This is a genomic window from Acinetobacter sp. AOR01_HL, from assembly GCF_027855455.1.
Lineage (GTDB): Bacteria > Pseudomonadota > Gammaproteobacteria > Pseudomonadales > Moraxellaceae > Acinetobacter > Acinetobacter baumannii.
Window position 1 is genome coordinate 14390 of the sequence record NZ_JAKTIM010000028.1, and the last position, 17725, is coordinate 32114.

The 17725-nt window shown below is 39.0% G+C and carries 19 protein-coding genes and 2 tRNA genes; 15 read left to right on the forward strand and 6 right to left on the reverse strand.

What is annotated here, in order from left to right; genetic code table 11:
* The first annotated feature begins 1 nt into the window (after position 1).
* Complete coding sequence (locus MKL62_RS08675) at positions 2 to 1867, forward strand: alpha/beta fold hydrolase (protein WP_030423774.1); 1866 nt, start codon at positions 2 to 4, stop codon at positions 1865 to 1867.
* Positions 1860 to 2624 (forward strand): 4'-phosphopantetheinyl transferase family protein, encoded by a 765-nt coding sequence (locus MKL62_RS08680; RefSeq protein WP_030423773.1) that lies wholly within the window; start codon positions 1860 to 1862, stop codon positions 2622 to 2624. Before MKL62_RS08675 ends, MKL62_RS08680 begins: the two co-directional genes overlap by 8 nt.
* Before the next feature lie 94 nt (positions 2625 to 2718).
* Here the strand turns inward: MKL62_RS08680 and MKL62_RS08685 are convergent.
* Positions 2719 to 2794, reverse strand: a tRNA-Gly gene (locus MKL62_RS08685).
* A 45-nt stretch (positions 2795 to 2839) separates the two neighbouring features.
* Positions 2840 to 2915: transfer RNA gene (locus MKL62_RS08690), tRNA-Gly, on the reverse strand.
* A 230-nt stretch (positions 2916 to 3145) separates the two neighbouring features.
* Between MKL62_RS08690 and MKL62_RS08695 the strand changes: the two genes are divergently transcribed.
* From MKL62_RS08695 to MKL62_RS08715, 5 genes are all read left to right on the forward strand, one after another.
* Positions 3146 to 3454, forward strand: a complete 309-nt coding sequence (locus MKL62_RS08695; protein ID WP_000051228.1) for a BolA family protein — start codon at positions 3146 to 3148, stop codon at positions 3452 to 3454.
* An 11-nt stretch (positions 3455 to 3465) separates the two neighbouring features.
* Positions 3466 to 3858 (forward strand): SirB2 family protein, encoded by a 393-nt coding sequence (locus MKL62_RS08700; protein WP_000338674.1) that lies wholly within the window; start codon positions 3466 to 3468, stop codon positions 3856 to 3858.
* A gap of 76 nt (positions 3859 to 3934) precedes the next feature.
* Complete coding sequence (locus tag MKL62_RS08705; RefSeq protein WP_000957990.1) at positions 3935 to 4777, forward strand: ParA family protein; 843 nt, start codon at positions 3935 to 3937, stop codon at positions 4775 to 4777.
* 10 nt (positions 4778 to 4787) lie between these two features.
* Complete coding sequence (locus MKL62_RS08710) at positions 4788 to 5174, forward strand: hypothetical protein (protein WP_030423772.1); 387 nt, start codon at positions 4788 to 4790, stop codon at positions 5172 to 5174.
* A gap of 215 nt (positions 5175 to 5389) precedes the next feature.
* Positions 5390 to 5980, forward strand: coding sequence for a LysE family translocator (locus MKL62_RS08715; protein ID WP_000573143.1), 591 nt, complete (start codon positions 5390 to 5392; stop codon positions 5978 to 5980).
* 7 nt (positions 5981 to 5987) lie between these two features.
* Here the strand turns inward: MKL62_RS08715 and MKL62_RS08720 are convergent, their stop codons facing one another.
* Positions 5988 to 6629: a DedA family protein gene (locus MKL62_RS08720; protein ID WP_000421344.1), complete on the reverse strand. Its 642-nt coding sequence runs from the start codon at positions 6627 to 6629 to the stop codon at positions 5988 to 5990.
* Between the two features lie 193 nt (positions 6630 to 6822).
* Here MKL62_RS08720 and MKL62_RS08725 point away from each other — a divergent pair, with 193 nt between their 5' ends.
* The gene (locus MKL62_RS08725) at positions 6823 to 7260 is read left to right on the forward strand and encodes a DoxX family protein (RefSeq protein WP_000483007.1); all 438 of its coding nucleotides are present in this window, start codon (positions 6823 to 6825) and stop codon (positions 7258 to 7260) included.
* 59 nt (positions 7261 to 7319) lie between these two features.
* On the opposite strand, the gene MKL62_RS08730 is transcribed toward MKL62_RS08725, so the two are convergent.
* Positions 7320 to 8537, reverse strand: coding sequence for a DUF445 domain-containing protein (locus MKL62_RS08730; protein WP_169518027.1), 1218 nt, complete (start codon positions 8535 to 8537; stop codon positions 7320 to 7322).
* Positions 8538 to 8924: 387 nt separating this feature from the next.
* Here MKL62_RS08730 and guaA point away from each other — a divergent pair, with 387 nt between their 5' ends.
* The 7 genes from guaA to MKL62_RS08765 all read left to right on the forward strand — a co-directional run bounded on the left by guaA (position 8925) and on the right by MKL62_RS08765 (position 14750).
* Positions 8925 to 10493, forward strand: a complete 1569-nt coding sequence (guaA, locus tag MKL62_RS08735) for a glutamine-hydrolyzing GMP synthase (RefSeq protein ID WP_000210750.1) — start codon at positions 8925 to 8927, stop codon at positions 10491 to 10493.
* 65 nt (positions 10494 to 10558) lie between these two features.
* Positions 10559 to 11347, forward strand: coding sequence for an aminoglycoside nucleotidyltransferase ANT(3'')-IIa (locus MKL62_RS08740; protein WP_030423771.1), 789 nt, complete (start codon positions 10559 to 10561; stop codon positions 11345 to 11347).
* Positions 11348 to 11567: 220 nt separating this feature from the next.
* The gene (locus MKL62_RS08745) at positions 11568 to 12095 is read left to right on the forward strand and encodes a PadR family transcriptional regulator (protein WP_001249777.1); all 528 of its coding nucleotides are present in this window, start codon (positions 11568 to 11570) and stop codon (positions 12093 to 12095) included.
* Between the two features lie 60 nt (positions 12096 to 12155).
* Positions 12156 to 12461, forward strand: coding sequence for a DUF3861 domain-containing protein (locus MKL62_RS08750; protein WP_000809280.1), 306 nt, complete (start codon positions 12156 to 12158; stop codon positions 12459 to 12461).
* Positions 12462 to 12617: 156 nt separating this feature from the next.
* Positions 12618 to 13565 carry a pirin family protein gene (locus tag MKL62_RS08755; RefSeq protein ID WP_000069626.1) on the forward strand — a complete coding sequence of 316 codons (948 nt, stop codon included), beginning with the start codon at positions 12618 to 12620 and terminating at the stop codon, positions 13563 to 13565.
* On the forward strand, positions 13562 to 13969 hold the full coding sequence (locus tag MKL62_RS08760) for an OsmC family protein (protein ID WP_000127662.1): 408 nt from the start codon (positions 13562 to 13564) through the stop codon (positions 13967 to 13969). Before MKL62_RS08755 ends, MKL62_RS08760 begins: the two co-directional genes overlap by 4 nt.
* Before the next feature lie 112 nt (positions 13970 to 14081).
* Complete coding sequence (locus tag MKL62_RS08765) at positions 14082 to 14750, forward strand: glutathione S-transferase (RefSeq protein ID WP_000626445.1); 669 nt, start codon at positions 14082 to 14084, stop codon at positions 14748 to 14750.
* A gap of 43 nt (positions 14751 to 14793) precedes the next feature.
* On the opposite strand, the gene MKL62_RS08770 is transcribed toward MKL62_RS08765, so the two are convergent.
* Positions 14794 to 15420, reverse strand: a complete 627-nt coding sequence (locus MKL62_RS08770; protein WP_000467261.1) for an SPOR domain-containing protein — start codon at positions 15418 to 15420, stop codon at positions 14794 to 14796.
* Between the two features lie 153 nt (positions 15421 to 15573).
* A complete protein-coding gene (argS, locus tag MKL62_RS08775; RefSeq protein ID WP_001090284.1) occupies positions 15574 to 17364 on the reverse strand; it encodes an arginine--tRNA ligase in 1791 nt (596 codons plus the stop codon).
* Positions 17365 to 17725: the final 361 nt, after the last annotated feature.

The window sequence follows — 17725 nt, forward strand, 5'->3', positions numbered from 1 at the left end:
TATGGATAATTTAAATAACGCAAAAAAAGATAATTTTTCACGGAAGACCATATTAGTAACAGGTGCAGCAGGTTTTATTGGCAGCAGATTGATCGTTGAACTTTTGCGTGAAGGTCATCAGGTGATTGCTGCGCTGCGTAATGCCGCAACCAAGAAAGATAAGCTGTTAGGTTTCATTACAACCCAAGGGCTGGCTGATCCATCTATATCTTTTGTTGAATATGATTTAAGTCGCGATTTTAAGCTGGACTCTCTATTATCGGACGCCCAGACAAAAATCCATGTAATTTATCATCTCGCAGCATCATTTAATTGGGGCATTAGCAAAGCTGAAGCTGAGCGTACCAATATTAAGTCAGGGCTGGCGTTGATTGAATGGGCTGCAACATTGAAGCAGCTTGAGCGATTTATCTGGATTGGCGGGTATCGTGTGGCTGCGCCGCCGCAAGAATCGGCTGATGAGTTGTATTGCAAACATGGTGGTTATGAGGCTTCAAAAATTCTAGGGCATCAAGCTTTCATTGAGGCCTGTAAGCGTTTAAATGTGCCATGGACTGCAATAAATCCGGCGACAGTCATTGATGGTTTTTATAATTATGGCGATATGCAATATATCGGTATTGCTGACATGATTGATAAGCTCTATCAGGGACGTTTACTGGCATTACCTGGTGGTCGTGACACATTCCTACCTCTATGCAATATGCAGTATATTGTGAGCTTTCTGATCCGAACGATATCTTATCCTGAGACCATTGCTCAGGAGTATATGCTGCTTGATCCTGCGACACCCAAATTTCATCGCCTAGTTCACCTAGCTGCTGAGCATTTGGGAGTTAGCTCACCACATTTACAAATACCTAAAGTTTTGCTCGAGAAATTACCAGAGGTATTACTTGACGGTTCTAAAGAGCAACTTTCTTTCATTTCTACCGAGCACTACCATGTTGCTGGGGCAGAGGCGATGGCGGCGAAGATGGGCATCGCAGACCTGATCAGTATCATGCCTTATTTTTCTCGCTGGATTGATCGCTTGGTGTTTACACGTTTTGGTCGTATGCAAGTACCAACACCTAATTCTTTTAGCTATCAGAATCGATATTGGACAGAAATCTATACTAAGCAGCCAGTTGGTTCAGAAAAAGCTTCTGCATTATTTTTACACGGTATTCCATTTGATAGTGCATGTTGGTCTCCAATCATCAATAAAATTACTTATGATCAGGTCGCTATGATGGACTTACCGGGACTTGGGCGTTCAGGTAGTTATGAAATGATGGAAGATAATAACCATCAATTTATTGATACTGCGGCAGAGCTTTTGGCACCAAATAGTGTGGTGATTGCCCACTCATTAGGATGTCTTTTTGCATTAAATCTTGCAAAGAAATATCCAGATAAAGTTGCACGCCTTATCCTTATATCGCCTTATTTTGTTCAGGCACAGGCTGCAAAAATGTTTCAGATACAAGCGATATCTAAACTCATTTTCCGTTTTGTGCCGAAAGATGTGATTGCTAAAGATTTACATCCAGAGGGGCAACAAAATCTGTCAGTGAGATATGCGATGGATTCACTACGCCGCATGTCAGTGTCTAAGCATATTAGTGAGTACATGCACCACATTAATTTGCCGCAGCAGCGCGCAGCACAGACAGCTTTGCTTTCTGAGCTTCGATCTAAAATCGAGATTATTCTGGGAGAGAAAGATCCAATTGTTACTCCAATCAGTCCTGAGATTCCTGTACATATCATCGCTGGCGCAGGTCATAATCCACACGTTACCCATGTAGAAGCGGTTTATGATTACCTTACACCGGTTCTGACAAAGTACATCAGCACTACAGCACAGCTTAGTGATGTCTGATGTAGCGAACGTACAGGTTTATGTTTGCCCAATTTCACGGGTACCAAACAACCATCTCATATTGAGTCATTATCTCAGCTTTCTCAATGCGACAGAAAAGCTGAGATATGATCAATATCATTCTCATGCTGCACGACTTTTCTTAATTTCTCGTGTGTTAATGAAGTCTGTTTTATCAGATAAGTTGGGTATCTTGCCCCATGAGGTCATCATTCAATTACAACCTAACGGCAAACCTTTTGTACGAGGCAATAAGACTATTTATTTTAATCTTAGTCACTCAGCGGACTTTATCGTCTTTGCTGTGACAGAAAAAGGAGAAATAGGGGTCGATGTTGAAAGAATGGACCATGAGTTCGAATGGAGGCGTGTCGATAGCGTGTTAGCGCCAAGTGAAATTGAATGGATTCAGCAAAATGAATCGACTAATCCAACTAGTGTATATCAACGTTTTTTTCAAATATGGACCTTAAAAGAATCCTATATTAAATGTACTGGTGAAGGAATGAGCCGTCATTTAAAGAAGCTCAACTTTCATGTATCTCCTGAACATATACAATTTTGCGATTTAACCAATAATGATGTTCAAAGAACCGAGCAGTATCATTTTAAAAGTTATATCTATAATTATAGTTTTATCTTCTCCCTATGTTTACAGCAGAGTCATTGCCTAGAAAGCTTTAATATAGATTGTTTTCAATTATTACCTTATATATCTACACATCGAATAACTCTAGAACCTTGCGAACATAACTAACTTAAATCAAGGCAATGAGTGATTTTGAAATTCTAAATATAGAAACAGATCAAAAGAAAAAGGCACTTACCTTTCGATAAGTGCCTTTTGAATTTGGAGCGGGAAACGAGACTCGAACTCGCGACCCCAACCTTGGCAAGGTTATGCTCTACCAACTGAGCTATTCCCGCATATATGAGCAGTTTTTACTAAAACTTTCTCAAAAAAAACCAATCTGGAGCGGGAAACGAGACTCGAACTCGCGACCCCAACCTTGGCAAGGTTATGCTCTACCAACTGAGCTATTCCCGCGTGCCGCTTATAATACATTAAGCAAAACAAGGGTCAACAACTTTATGCAAATAATTATGCTGATTGCATAAAATAAAAACAGAAATGAGCATTTAGAGTTATTTTTATTGATAAGTTGCCGAATAAATAGACATTTTGTTTGAAGTCAAAGCGTACAAGAGCAACTTTTGTTTGTGTGTAGACAGGGTATACTAGGTCTAAATATACGAATAATCGTAAAAGGAAAAGCTATGAGCCTTGAACAACAGTTGATTGAACGGTTACAGACCCTTGCACCTAGCCATTTAGAAGTCATTAATGAGTCTGCTGGCCACGGTGGTTATTTTCCTGGTAAAGAATCCCACTTTAAAGTGATTGTGGTGAGTGAAGAATTTAACGGCTTGCGTTTGGTTCAACGTCATCAAAAAGTTTATGCCTTGGCTTCTGATCTAATGAATCCAGGACAAATTCATGCTTTAGCAATACACGCTTATTTACCAAGTGAGTGGCAAGGTCAAGCGCCAGCGAGCCCAGAATGTGCACATGCACCTAAAAGCTAAGGGCTTAGTTTATGGATGCACATTTACTCACTAAAATTATCCATATGACTGCGGTAGCAGCCGCACTTATGGTTTTTGTATTACGCGCTTCTACACTATTTATTGGTGTACAAGGTGAACAACCTAACCCAGCAGGGCGTAAAGCTTTAGTTGCTTTACAGCATTTGTCATTTACCGTGGTTTTCATTACCGGAGCAATTTTACTGGTGATGAAGAACTTTCAGGTACAGCCATGGTTCTACGCTAAAATTATCTTATTTTTAGTGCTTTTATCATCTTTAATGAAAGCCTTTAAAAAGGATGACGCTATTTTACTAGCTCAGCGCCGTGCGGGTTTGGTCATTAGTGCAATCGCATTTGTTGCCATTATTATTTTGGTGATAGTGAAACCTGTTTTTGCTTAATTGTTCTACATTCTTTGCCTTTTTGTGTAAGCTCTAGGTTAAACTGCATACAGTAAAAAAATATGTAGAGGGAAACATGCTAACTCGTGTGGTGTTTAACCAAAAAGGCGGTGTAGGGAAATCAAGTATTACTGTAAATTTGGCTGCCATTAGTGCCAAACATGGCTTAAGGACCTTGGTTATCGATCTTGATCCTCAAGCCAACTCAAGCCAATACCTTTTAGGTGAAGAAGCAACATACGCTGCTGATAAAGCAGTTTTAGAACCAAATATTGAAAACTTCTTTGAAGATGTGTTGGGAAATAATCAACAAAAAGGTTTAATTGGGAACGCACTGGGCTCAATTCTAAAAGCTCCACGCAACAAAGATCTCGACAGTTTTGTACACTCTACATCCTTTGCAAAATTAGATGTGCTTCCGGCTAGCCCTACGCTCGGTGCTCTTGAACATGCACTTGAAAGCAAACATAAAATTTATAAATTGCGTGACTCTATTCAAAGCTTGGTCGGGCGCTATGACCGCATTTATATTGACACACCTCCAGCCTTTAACTTTTTCACATTGTCTGCATTAATTGCAGCAGATAAGGTTCTGATTCCTTTCGACTGTGATGTCTTTTCAAAGCGTGCTTTACAAACATTGATTGAAAATGTTCTCGAAACGCAAGATGATCATAATGATCGCTTGGAAATTGAAGGAATTGTGGTGAATCAGTTCCAGTCCCAAGCAAAGCTACCTCGGGAAGTGGTTCAGCAGTTAAAAGATGAAGGGTTACCCGTGCTCAATAGCATGTTACCGCCTTCGATTTTGATGAAAGAATCACATCAGAAAAATTTACCTTTGGCTCACTTAGCGCCAGAACACAAATTGACTCAGTCTTATGAGGCATTGTTCAGCGAAATTGAACCAAAACGATAAGAGAAAAATGATGAAAGGCTTATATATTGTGCCTTTGGCAGCGGCCACTTTACTATTGAGCGCTTGTGCTACAACGGTAAAACCGACTTATGTGTCTCCGACGCAGTATCAATCTTTGAGTTGCCAGCAGCTACAAAGTGAATATAACCGTATTCAACAATATATCGACAATGGTGTACAGACACCAAAAAGTACAGGTATGGGTGTTGGACTTGGGCTTGGCGGTGGCTGGGGACGAGACGGTTGGGGATTCGGCCCATCCATCTCTGTCAATATGGGACAATCTTCTTCAACCAAAAACACCGAACTTTCACGTGTATTAGGTCAACAAGAAGCCATTGTTCAGGCTGCTCAGTTTAAGAATTGTCCAATTATTGTTCGGAAAAAGACGAATTAATCATCAGTTTTGCATCACAATATGCTAACTAATTGCATATTGTGATGAATAAAGTTTAGCAAAATGTTTCATAATAAAATTATTATAAATCAATAATTTTTTAAAGATAAGCCTTAGAATAACTTGTATTCTTTCTAATCAGAATACGCTCTAAACTTGCTATATTTTGCCTATTTCGTTTAATGTTGCCGCATCTTTACTAATGTGGAAATTATATGATTGAGAGCTGGTTTTTTGTATTAGCAATGTTGGCTGTTTTACTTATTCCGGGCCCGACAAACGCATTACTTGCAACCGCCGCTCACTCACAAGGTTTATCTAAAACATTCTGGCTTATTCCAATGGAATGGTTGGGCTACGCTTATGGCATTAGTTTTTGGGCGGTGTTCATTCATTTGGCAGATCCGGTTTGGCCTGCACTACTGCTTATTTTGCACATCACTAGCGTATTATATGTATTCTGGATGGCATTCCGCTTATGGAAAACCACGCATTTACAACAATTTAGCCAAAATCATCGTAATATTCGCCCACGCCAATTATTCTTCTCAACTTTAAAAAATCCTAAGTCTTTACTTTTTGCCGCAGGTATTTTCCCCGCTGAAACATGGAATTCGCCTGAAAATTTTCTCATGGTTCTGGCTGCTTTTACTTTGATTCTTATTCCAGCAGCAAGTTTCTGGATGTTTTTCGGACGTGCTTTATTGACGGGATCAATGAAAAAAATAAAGGCCGATCATCTATATAAAGGATCGGCCATGTTACTTATTTTATGTATGCTTCCGGTGGTATTCCGTTTTTTCTAATAGCTCTTTAAACGTTAGCTTTTCGGTTTTTTAGCTTTTGACGTATGAAGCCGATCACACCCGGTAAAATACTAATAATAATGATGCCAAAAATAAGGTGGGTAAAGTTATCTTTTACAAGTGGATGTCCACCGAAGAGATAGCCTAAAGTGACAAACGAAGCTACCCAACAGAATGCGCCAATTACGTTATAAGTTAAGAAAAACTTATAATTCATGCTGCCAGCACCAGCAACGAAAGGTGCAAAGGTACGAGCAAATGGAATGAAACGTGCAAAAATAATAGTCTTGCCACCATGACGGGCGAAGAATTCTTGAGTCTTAATTAAATGTTGCTTATTAATAAAGCGTGAATTCATCTCAAATACACGTGGACCGATAAAACGTCCAATATGATAGTTCACTGTATCGCCTAAAACCGCGGCAATGAAGAGTAGAATGCCCAGTAACCAAGGGTCCATTGTGCCTGTAGAAGCCGCTAAAGCACCTGCTGCGAACAGTAAGCTGTCACCCGGTAAGAACGGCATAACCACTAAACCGGTTTCGACAAAAATAATTAAAAATAAAATGCCATAAATCCACGTCCCGTAATTTGTGATAAATTCGGCGAGATGTTGATCAACGTGTAGAATAAAATCAAGAAGTTCCATGAGATGATTAAGTGGTAAACCGTGCTCAAATCCTAGCAGCGAGCCTATAGAAAGTCAGTATAAAACATCAAAAATATACAAATTGATCATCCTATTTGTGCAACGATATATATGGATTTTGAGTATTTAATTATCAATGTCCCAAACCTAGAATGAGTTCATCAACAAATAAGCATTAAATAAAGGTGGCAATATGTTTAATCCAAATGTGGTGGTCAAAAATATCGTGACACAACCAGGCGCAGACAGTTTTATTAGCCTTGTTGCTCGTCTTCTTATCGCTTATATCTTTCTTGCTGCTGGTTGGGGGAAAATTACCGGTTATGCGGCAACTGCAGGATATATGGAAGCAATGGGTGTTCCAGGTGGACTTCTACCATTAGTCATTCTGGTTGAGTTCGGTGGTGGTTTAGCGTTGTTATTTGGTTTCCAAGCACGTTTCGCAGCTTTTGGTCTTGGGATCTTTAGTATCTTAACTGCGTTCTTATTTCACCAAGGTGGGGCTGATGCAGCAGCACAATATAACAATGGCATCCACTTTATGAAAAATCTTGCAATGGCAGGTGGTTTATTTTTCTTGATGCTTCACGGTGCTGGACGTATTAGCCTCGACCATGCAATTGAAAAATAATATCTAAAGCAAAATAAAAACCGGATGGTTCATTCATCCGGTTTTTTTATATTTAAAAATTAAAGCATAAACTGGATTTGTAGCTCACCAACAACAAAACCAAGTACTGCGCCTACTGCAATGAGTGCCCACTCATCTTCTTTAAAGGCTGGACGTAGCATACCTTCAAATTCCGAAGGCGTTAATTTCTGCATACGCTCAATCAGGGTATTGCGAATATTCATGGCGTCTTCTGCATAAGACTCAACATATTTCATGGTCTCTGGAAGTTGCTGCATGATACGTTCCGCAACCTGAGTTTTCATATTCTGGTATTTTTCTCCACCAATTGCATAAACAACGAGTGGACGGATTACACCTGCTTGCATGTCAATTTCCTGTTTGACATGACGGTTAACCAGCTCAATAACACGTGCAGAGTGTGTACCTGAAAACAACTCTTCCATCATATGACGTGAAGTCAAAAGTTGTTTGGAAATTAAAGCTGCATAGTCAGCTGCCACTTCATTTTGACGCTTAATAAATAGGCCCTGCCATGTATAGCCCAATATTTTTTTCGGATAGAGGGGTCTAAACATCATTTGTAGGGCAATCCAGTCACTAAAAAAACCTACAAATCCGCCAAACAGAGGTAGCATCCAAGGATATTTTCCTTGTGTGACAATCCAGCAGAGCATCTGGATTACACCAATACCAAAACCAAATACAAAACCAACGTTACTGAAAAACTTAAACTCTTGTTTGCCTACACGTTTAAAAATATTGTTCAGTAGGCGTTTGTCTTTAAGTAAATTACTAATGACCAAATGTTTAATATCAAAATAACGATTTACGTCACGTTGCACTTCACTCATGATGTGCTCGACAATTTCCGGGGCTTTTGATTGCACTCTGCGGATCAGTCTTTGGCGGGCAAACTCAGGCATGCCTTCCCATAAGCCTGGTTGATATTCTTGAGCAACCTCACGGGTAATATCTTCTGCTGCTGCCATTAATGGTTTTTCAATTTCTTTAGCAATACGTTTTGGGTCAAGGCGAGCAAAAATTTCTTCGGGCTTAATGAGCTTAGCCGTCATAAGCTCTACAGCAGTCGTTGCCATTTTTTCGGCTTTACGAGGCACAATACCTTGCCAGCCAAAAAACGGTTTAATACCTTTAAATTCAAGTGGTGAAAACATCATTTGAATGGCAATCACTTTAGTGACATAGCCAATTAAACCACTCATGAAAGGAATAGAGACATACAACCAAAAATGTTGCTGGAAATCTGCAATCATAGTTTGAAGCATTGTTGTTCCTTAGATTTCTATTGATTTTGATATGGGGCAACAAGCCATAAAAAACGGATAACTGTTTAAGGTCAGACAAATATCGCTTAATGGTATTTACCTTTCCATGGTAATGCCTGTTTTATCGGGTCATCTTAACATCAAATTCATTATGATGTTGCATAGAATGTGATGAATTTATCAATGTGCATGAAGTTCTAAAGTAACTTTTAGGGTGTTGATAAATATAAATAAATAATATTTTATATCGATTATTCTAACTATTAAAATGATTCTAATATGAAAAAAATAAGATATATGATGATTTGCGGTGCGTCGAAGCGTGAAAAATGTTAAAATGGCGCGCTTAATTCTTTTGCCATTTAGTGGTTTGTCATGACTACCAATACTCAAATTACTGAAGATCGTATCCTGATCCTGGATTTCGGCTCTCAATATAGTCAGCTCATTGCACGTCGTGTACGTGAAGCTGGTGTTTACTCTGAAATGTATGCCTTTGATATGTCTGAAGAAGACATCCGTGCTTTTAAGCCAAACGGTATCATTTTATCAGGTGGACCTGAGAGTGTGCATGAAGAGGGCAGCCCTCGCGCACCGCAAGTGGTGTTTGAATTAGGCGTTCCAGTATTGGGTATTTGCTATGGTTTACAAACCATGTCTGAACAGTTAGGCGGTAAAGTTGAGCCGGGTACTGTACATGAGTTTGGTTATGCCGAAGTTGATATCGTTAAACGTGACCAACTTATTGGCAACTTACAAGACCGCGAAAACCAACTACACGTTTGGATGAGCCACGGCGACAAAGTGAGCCAGATTCCAGAAGGTTTTACGATTACTGCAAGCACACCAAGCTGTCCAGTTGCTGCTGTAAGTGATGAAACACGCCGTTTTTACGGTGTTCAGTTCCACCCAGAAGTAACACACACGGCAAAAGGTGAAGAGCTACTTTCTAATTTCGTTCACAAAATTTGTGGATGCGGTGGCCTTTGGACACCTGAACACATCATCGATTTGCGTGTAGAGCAGTTACGTGAGCAAATTGGTAATGAGAAAGTACTTTTAGGTCTTTCTGGTGGTGTTGACTCATCTGTTGTTGCTGCGCTTTTACACAAAGCGATTGGTGATCAATTAACATGTGTATTTGTTGATAATGGTTTGCTTCGTTTAAACGAAGGTGACCAAGTGATGCAAATGTTTGCTGAAAACATGGGTATTCGTGTTATTCGTGCAGATGCAGAAGCGCGCTTCTTAAATGCTCTAGCTGGCGTTACCGATCCTGAAGCAAAGCGTAAAATTATTGGTCGTGAGTTTATTGAAGTATTTGCTGAAGAAGCACGTAAACTTGATGGCGTGAAATTCTTGGCGCAAGGTACAATTTACCCAGACGTAATTGAATCTGCTGCAAGCAAACAAGGTAAAGCACACGTTATTAAATCTCACCACAATGTGGGTGGTTTACCAGATGATTTAGCATTTGAATTGGTTGAACCTTTACGTGACTTGTTTAAAGATGAAGTACGTAAATTAGGTACTACACTTGGTTTACCGCACAGCATGATCTACCGTCATCCATTCCCGGGCCCAGGTTTAGGCGTTCGTATTTTGGGTGAAGTGAAAAAAGAATATGCAGATATTCTTCGTCTTGCTGATGATATCTTTATGCAAGAGCTTCGTGACAGCGGTTGGTATGATAAAACAGCTCAAGCATTTGCTGTCTTCCAACCTGTTAAATCAGTGGGTGTAGTCGGTGATGGCCGCCGTTATGCATGGGTGATTGCGCTTCGTGCAGTTGAAACAGTTGACTTTATGACAGCTCGTTTTGCACATTTACCATACGAATTGGTTGATAAAATCTCAACACGCATTATGAACGAAATTAAAGATGTATCACGTGTGGTATACGACGTGTCATCTAAACCGCCAGCAACGATTGAGTGGGAATAATCAAATGAAAAGGCAGGATTAAATCCTGCCTTTTTTATATCTGTTTCTTCCGAAGGAGGTGAGAGATGTCTGATTTCATTCAGTTAGAATATCTACAAGAAAAATTACAGCAACTTTTAGCGGAATCATTATTTGCAATCTATCTTTATGGTTCAGCTGTTGATGGTGGCTTAGGGCCAGAAAGTGACCTTGATGTTCTGGTCGTGGTTACTCAACCATTAACATCTGCTTTACGCGAGCAGCTTGCACAAGAATTACTAAAAATTTCACAGCCTGTTGGGGAATTACAAAGACCATTAGAAGTTACTATTTTATTAAAAGATGAGATTCAGTCTGGAAATTATCCTTTAAGTTATGAAATGCAGTTTGGTGAATGGCTACGTGAAGAACTTAAAGAAGGTGGAACATTAAGTTCGCAGAAAGACCCAGATATTAGTATATTGCTTAGAAAAGCGAGATCTCATCATACAGTTTTATTTGGTCCAGCTTTAGACCAATGGGCACCTGAAATTTCTGATCAAGAACTATGGCAAGCAATGTCTGATACTTATCCCGAAATTGTAGCTCATTGGGATGAGGATGCAGATGAAAGAAACCAGATTTTAGCTTTATGCCGGATCTATTTTAGTTTAGTCATGAAGGATATTGCTTCAAAAGGCAATGCAGCTCGATGGGTTATGCCTCAGCTTCCTCCTGAGCAGAAATTCGTATTGCAGCGGCTTATACAGGAATATAGAGGGGAAATCGATAAACAAAATTGGCAAGAGGAACATTATGTTTTGCAGCCTATTGTTAATTTTCTGAGTTCAAAAATTGAAGAGCAGTTTGAGCAGAAAAGAAATTTGATCACATAATAATTTTTTAGATTCTGGCTTTTTTACCGACTTTACTAAACATACGGCTATATAAGAGTGCTTAAGCACTCTTTTTTTATTACTTAGCATTTAAAGAAAATAATATTAATTTTAATAATTATCAAAGTAATAGATTGGCTTTTATTACTTTTTCTTGATATAAGATACATTAAGATATATCTTAATGGTTATAAATTAGTATATCAGAGAACCTTCAAAGATGAGACAACAATCAGAACATCATCATGCTGAACATAATGACCATCATCACGGCCATCACCGTTCGGGGCGTCGTGGGAGACTTTTTGAAGCTGGACGTATGAAACTTTTAGTCCTTCATCTTATTCAGCAAAGTCCTAAGCATGGTTATGAAATTATTAAAGAAATAAGTGATTTGGTAGGCGATGGCTATACGCCAAGTGCAGGAACAATCTATCCGACTTTAACCAGCCTGGAAGAAATGAACCTCATTAACTTGCTAGATGTAGAGCGTAAACAATATCAAATTACGGAATTTGGGGAAGCTTATTTAAATGAACACCAAGACAAGCTAAGTGGGTTGTTAGAGAAATTGCGTTTGAGACGTGAAATTCACAGTAATGATCAATTAATCGAAATTCACCGTGCCATGGAAAACTTAAAGACAGCTTTACGTTTGAAATTGAATACCACTGACTTGAAGCAAGAGCAGATCTATCAAATTGCTGAAAAAATTGATCAGGCTGCTGTTGCGATTGGGCGCCTATAAGTGGGCCTTAAACAGGTTGAAATTATCTAAAAACTATCAACTTTAATAGAGAGTTTATGTATGAAACAGCATCAATATCACGTTACGGTACAACATTTAAAAGATGCCAAAGGGGAAGTTTCTACCTATACGGAAAGGCTCGAGTTCTATGCTGGTAATCATGACGATATTTTTGAGATTGTTGAAAAGTTAAAGAACGCAGAATTTTTTGATGATCAAACCACAAAGTCTTTTGCGGTCGGTCTAAAGTTATTTAGTGAAGTCATGTTAGAGCATCGAGACCATCCATTGTTTCAAGAATTCTTGCCACAGTTTGGACAATTTATGAAAAATTTAAAACAACAAGTTAAGACCCAATCACCTTAAGTTGGCCATATACCTTTAAATTTTCGATTGTTAAAAATTGATTGTCTCATTCATAGCACCCTGTGTATTACTAAAAGACTATATTGAATAATGAGTGTATTGTTAAGATCAGTATAACGACTCATTGCACAAGCATAGGTAAAAGAGAGTAATATCATGAGCAATAATAACGATTACGATATTTCGGATTCAAAGGATTGCGAAAAATTTGCCAATCAATTTATTCAGGAATTTCCAATTCGCTCTGCCGAAATTGGACAGGGGACGGTGATTAAGCGGGCTTTACCTAGTCGACAAAAACGAATGATTGGGGCATGGTGCTTTTTAGATCATGCAGGACCAGTAACATTTCCTGCTGGCAATGGTTTGGATGTAGGACCTCATCCACATATTGGTTTGCAAACCTTCACTTGGATGATTGAAGGGACCATGATGCATACAGATAGTTTAGGGTCAAAGCAATTAATTCGTCCTAAACAAGTTAATTTAATGACAGCGGGACATGGTATTTCTCATACCGAGGTTGCACCTGATACTGAAACTCAAATGCATGCGGCACAGCTCTGGATCGCATTACCGGACCATAAGCGCAACATGGATCCGAAATTTGAACATTATCCCGATCTTCCTGTTGTTGAAAAAGACGGTCTGGAATTTACTGTACTGGTGGGTGAATATTTAGAGACGACTTCTCCAGTTGTGGTTCATACACCGTTAGTAGGGGTTGATCTCATTGCTACCCAAGATACTAAAACACGTATTCCACTAAATCCTGAATTTGAATATGGTTTTATGGCATTAGATGGCGTAGCTCATGTGAATGGCCATGAACTTACTGCTGACAATATGGTTGTATTGGATACAGGTTTGAACGAAATTGAGATTGAAGTAAAGAAAGGGAACCGTGTGCTATTAATCGGTGGTGAACCTTTTGAAACTCCGATCTTATTATGGTGGAATTTCGTTGCACGTACGATGGACGATTTAAAAGAAGCACGTGAGCAATGGGTTAATCATGACGTGCGTTTTGGTGAAATTCCAGATTATGTGGGTGCCCGCTTAGAAGCACCAGTTCTTCCAGATCAAATGAGAGCATCAAAATGACAGCAGTAATTGCGAGTAGTAAAGCAAAGCCTCTTGCAGAACAATGGAAAGGGGAAATTACCAGCGGCCGTCATCAATACTTTTGTGATGAGCCTGAAAAGCTTGAAGGGCATGACCAAGGGCCTGCACCTTATGATTTGCTTACCGGAAGTCTGGCAGCATGTACACTTATTACTTTAAGAATGTATGCAAAACATAAGGGTTATGATTTTGGTGAATACTCGGTTGAAATTGATTTTCATACCAATCGAGAGCATGAAGAACATATCGAGCGTCGTATTGTTTTTAAAGAACTTCCAAACGAAGAACTTCAGCAAAAAATCTTAACCATATGCAGTAAAACCCCAGTTACTAAAACTTTGTTACGTAGTTTAGACATTCACACTGTGCTTGTTACAGCATAAAAATGCTATTTTGTTGCGGTGGATGATTTATATCCATCCCACAAATGGAATAAAACAGCATGTTCACATGCTGTTTTTTATGTAAAAAAGAAAAATAAAAGTAGGCAATACCATGATTAGTGTACACCACCTGGAATGTTCGCGATCGTTTCGGATTTTATGGGCTTTAGAAGAGTTAGGCTTGGATTATGATATTCATTTTTATCAGCGTCTTCCGAACTATTCAGCACCAGAAACATTGAAATGTATTCATCCGCTTGGCAAGGCACCTATTTTGACAGATGATGAGCAAGTTATCGCGGAATCGGCTGTTATTTTAGAGTATTTGCAGCAGCGATATGATCAAAAGCAGCAGTTTAAACCTAAGCAAGCTCAGGATTTACAGCAGTATATTTACTGGATGCACTATGCCGAAGGCTCACTTATGCCGTTATTAGTGATGACGTTGGTCATGAACAACGTCAATAAACATGTACCTTGGCTAATTCAGCCTGTGGCAAAGAAAATTACAGAAGGGGTTAAAGCAAATTTTGTTCGTCCACGTATGAAAGACCATATTAGTTTTTTAGAAAATTATTTGGCTGAGCATGAATATTTTGCGGGGGATTTTTCATTTGCAGATATTCAAATGAGTTTTCCACTAGAGGCTTTACAGTCACGTCTTCAAGGTAAATATCCGCATATTCAAGCATTCTTACATCGGATTCAACAAAGACCAGCTTTTCAAAAAGCGAGACAGAAAGGTTTAGGGTCAAACGAAAGAAATTGTGCTGATATATAAAAGAAAAGGAACAAATATTTGTTCCTTTTTTATTACTTAATCTTTATTTGCGTTTAATCACAATAGAGTCAATACCGCTATGCTGCAATGTTTGTTGAGCAGCGAGAGCAGCTTCTTGAGTGTCATATGGACCAGAAATAACACGATACCAAGTTTTTCCATTCTCAGAGCTTTTAATTACATCAGCCGATAAGCCATTTAAAATGATTTCTGCACGTCGAGCATCTGCTTGATCGGGGTCAGTATAGCTTCGAACTTGTAAAATATAATTTGGTTGTTGAGGTATAGCAGCTGTTGAGTCAGTAGTGTCGTCAGTGCTTACACTTGCAGGTTCAGAAGCGGCAGGTTGAGCTGTACTAGGAGCTTCTACAATCATGGCAGTACCCTGATTTTTACTTTCTGGAATTGCCTGTTCCGGAATAGGAGTGACCTGCTGTTGAGGCAATAGATCATAAAAGCGGTAATCTTTATTGGTTTCTTCTTCTTTATAGTGCTCAGAAGTAATCTGGTTTTTTGAAGAAACAGGTTGCCACGGTTTCCAAAGCATGAGCATTACTGCGATACATAAGACCGCTAAAATAGCGACAAGTGTCCCTAACCATTTAGGAATTAAAGGCTTTTTAGGCTTGTTAGGTCTTTCAGATACACCGCGTTGCGTTTTGCCAAACACGTGGATTATTCCTCTGTATTTTGATTGTTTTATTTCGAGTTTAGTTCTCGTTTACTTTAAAACATCGCTTCGCATAGATAGATTTCCTTGCAAAGCGTTATTTCTTACAACATGAAGGGGTATATGGCTTTGACCAAACACCCCAACACTAACTTACATGGCTTCAGGTGCAGAAACACCGAGTAATTCTAAGCCATTGCGCAATACTTGCTGTACATTGATTGAAAGTAATAAGCGTGCTTGTGTAAGTTCAGCATCATCACTTAAAACTTTGTGTTCATTGTACCAACCGTGGAATAGCGCAGCTAATTCTTTTAAGTAGTTACCTACTTGGTGTGGTTCATATGCATTAGCAGCACGTAACACAACGTCTGGATATGCAGCCAGTTTAGCAAGAATTTCAGTTTCTGCATCAAGTGATAGACGTGCAGCATGTGAACGAGCAGCACTTACTTCAAATTGTAAGCCAGTGCTCGCTGCTTTTTCTAGCATACGGCAAATACGTGCATGAGCGTATTGAATATAATACACCGCATTGTCTTTACTTTGTGAAACAGCAAGGTCAAGGTCAAAGTCAATGTGTTGTTCACTTTTACGCATCACGTAGTAGAAACGAGCTGCGTCATTGCCGACTTCTTTACGCAAGTCACGTAAAGTCACGAATTGACCTGAACGAGATGACATTTGAACCATCTCACCACCGCGCCATAAGCTTACGAACTGAACTAAAAGAACAGTTAATTTTTTCGAGTCATAACCCATTGCATCAATCGCAGCTTTTACGCGAGAGATATAACCGTGGTGGTCAGAACCCCAAATATCAACAAGGTCAGTATAACCACGTTGTAGTTTGTTTAAGTGATATGCAATGTCAGATGCAAAGTAAGTCGTTTGACCATTACGGCGCTTCACAACACGGTCTTTTTCATCACCAAATTCAGTCGATTTAAACCAGATGTTGCCATCTTTTTCATATAAGAAGCCGCGTTGATCAAGTGTTTCTAACGCTTCGTCAATTTTTGCGCTAAGAGATGCTTCACTAAACCATTGGTTAAAGGTTACGCCGAAGTCAGCAAGGTCATCTTTAATATCATCTAAAATGGCATGGAGTGCGGCTTGATGGAATACTCGGTAGCCTTCACCTAATAATTGTTGTGAATTGGCAATAAGACCGTCAATGTGTTTTTCTTTGTCGCCAGATAATACGACTTTGTTGCCTTCGCTATCTAGCTCTTCAGCATATTGCACGTCTTCTGGTACATCTTTATAAACATTCGCAACTTCACGAACGTAAGCATCGCCATCTTTATCAATGATGCCTTGTGCGATTTCTTTAACGTAATCGCCTTGATATGCATTTTTAGGGAATACAAGGTTTTGTCCAAGTAATTCCAAATAACGTAAATAAGTAGAAGTCGCCAAAATATCCATTTGACGGCCAGCATCATTTACATAATATTCGCGATCAACTTTAGCACCTGTCGCTTCAAGCAAGTTTGCAACAGTCATACCATAAGCAGCCCCGCGGCCATGACCTACGTGTAGGCTAGAGGTCGGGTTTGCAGAAACGAATTCAACTTGAATTTTTTTAGCTGCATTTGATTGGCTACGACCAAAGCTTTCTTTTTGAGCCTGAATCTGGTCAAGAATTGCAAAACGTTGATCTGCATTTAAAAAGAAATTGATAAAACCAGGACCTGCGATTTCAGCTTTGCTGATGTCTGCAACTTCTGGTAGCGCTGCGAGAATTTTCTCAGCTAAATCGCGTGGTTTCATACCAGCGGCTTTAGAGCCGATCATGGCAATATTAGAAGCAAAGTCGCCATGGCTTCGGTCTTTGGTGCGCGTTAAATTGCTTGAATTATTCCAATCCGAAGGAAGCACACCTTCTTGCTGAAGGGTTTGCACTGCATGGTCGAGAGCTGCTTGTATTGCCGTATTCATATCAATCGAAAATAGATGTCGCAGAAAAACGTCAAATATAGCAAATTTCCTATGAGTTAGGGGAGTGCATTTAACGCTTTCACCTAATTTCTTTCATGAAGTTTCCGAGAACTATTTTTTTCATAAATATTAAAAAATAAAATTAGTAAAATTCTAAAAATACGTAAATACAGGCTTTTTAGGTAATATTTTTGAAATTATAAGATAGTAAAACACTTGGTATTTTTTATGGAAATGTAGTATAGGGCAAAAATATAAGATTTTAAGTCATATATGGAGTTAAGAAAGAATAGTTTTAAAAAGATGAAAAATGTAAATAATTAATTTTTAATATTAATTTTGTTATATGTTTTTTCTAAAT

Coding starts and splice junctions, on each gene's coding strand:
- guaA (WP_000210750.1), top strand. CDS start 8,925: ATGACTACCAATACTCAAATTACTGAAGATCGTATCCTGATCCTGGAT.
- MKL62_RS08720 (WP_000421344.1), bottom strand. CDS start 6,629: ATGGAACTTCTTGATTTTATTCTACACGTTGATCAACATCTCGCCGAA.
- MKL62_RS08745 (WP_001249777.1), top strand. CDS start 11,568: ATGAGACAACAATCAGAACATCATCATGCTGAACATAATGACCATCAT.
- MKL62_RS08760 (WP_000127662.1), top strand. CDS start 13,562: ATGACAGCAGTAATTGCGAGTAGTAAAGCAAAGCCTCTTGCAGAACAA.
- MKL62_RS08695 (WP_000051228.1), top strand. CDS start 3,146: ATGAGCCTTGAACAACAGTTGATTGAACGGTTACAGACCCTTGCACCT.
- MKL62_RS08705 (WP_000957990.1), top strand. CDS start 3,935: ATGCTAACTCGTGTGGTGTTTAACCAAAAAGGCGGTGTAGGGAAATCA.
- MKL62_RS08750 (WP_000809280.1), top strand. CDS start 12,156: ATGAAACAGCATCAATATCACGTTACGGTACAACATTTAAAAGATGCC.
- MKL62_RS08715 (WP_000573143.1), top strand. CDS start 5,390: ATGATTGAGAGCTGGTTTTTTGTATTAGCAATGTTGGCTGTTTTACTT.
- MKL62_RS08675 (WP_030423774.1), top strand. CDS start 2: ATGGATAATTTAAATAACGCAAAAAAAGATAATTTTTCACGGAAGACC.
- MKL62_RS08725 (WP_000483007.1), top strand. CDS start 6,823: ATGTTTAATCCAAATGTGGTGGTCAAAAATATCGTGACACAACCAGGC.
- MKL62_RS08755 (WP_000069626.1), top strand. CDS start 12,618: ATGAGCAATAATAACGATTACGATATTTCGGATTCAAAGGATTGCGAA.
- MKL62_RS08680 (WP_030423773.1), top strand. CDS start 1,860: ATGTCTGATGTAGCGAACGTACAGGTTTATGTTTGCCCAATTTCACGG.
- MKL62_RS08765 (WP_000626445.1), top strand. CDS start 14,082: ATGATTAGTGTACACCACCTGGAATGTTCGCGATCGTTTCGGATTTTA.
- MKL62_RS08730 (WP_169518027.1), bottom strand. CDS start 8,537: ATGATTGCAGATTTCCAGCAACATTTTTGGTTGTATGTCTCTATTCCT.
- MKL62_RS08740 (WP_030423771.1), top strand. CDS start 10,559: ATGTCTGATTTCATTCAGTTAGAATATCTACAAGAAAAATTACAGCAA.
- MKL62_RS08700 (WP_000338674.1), top strand. CDS start 3,466: ATGGATGCACATTTACTCACTAAAATTATCCATATGACTGCGGTAGCA.
- argS (WP_001090284.1), bottom strand. CDS start 17,364: ATGAATACGGCAATACAAGCAGCTCTCGACCATGCAGTGCAAACCCTT.
- MKL62_RS08710 (WP_030423772.1), top strand. CDS start 4,788: ATGAAAGGCTTATATATTGTGCCTTTGGCAGCGGCCACTTTACTATTG.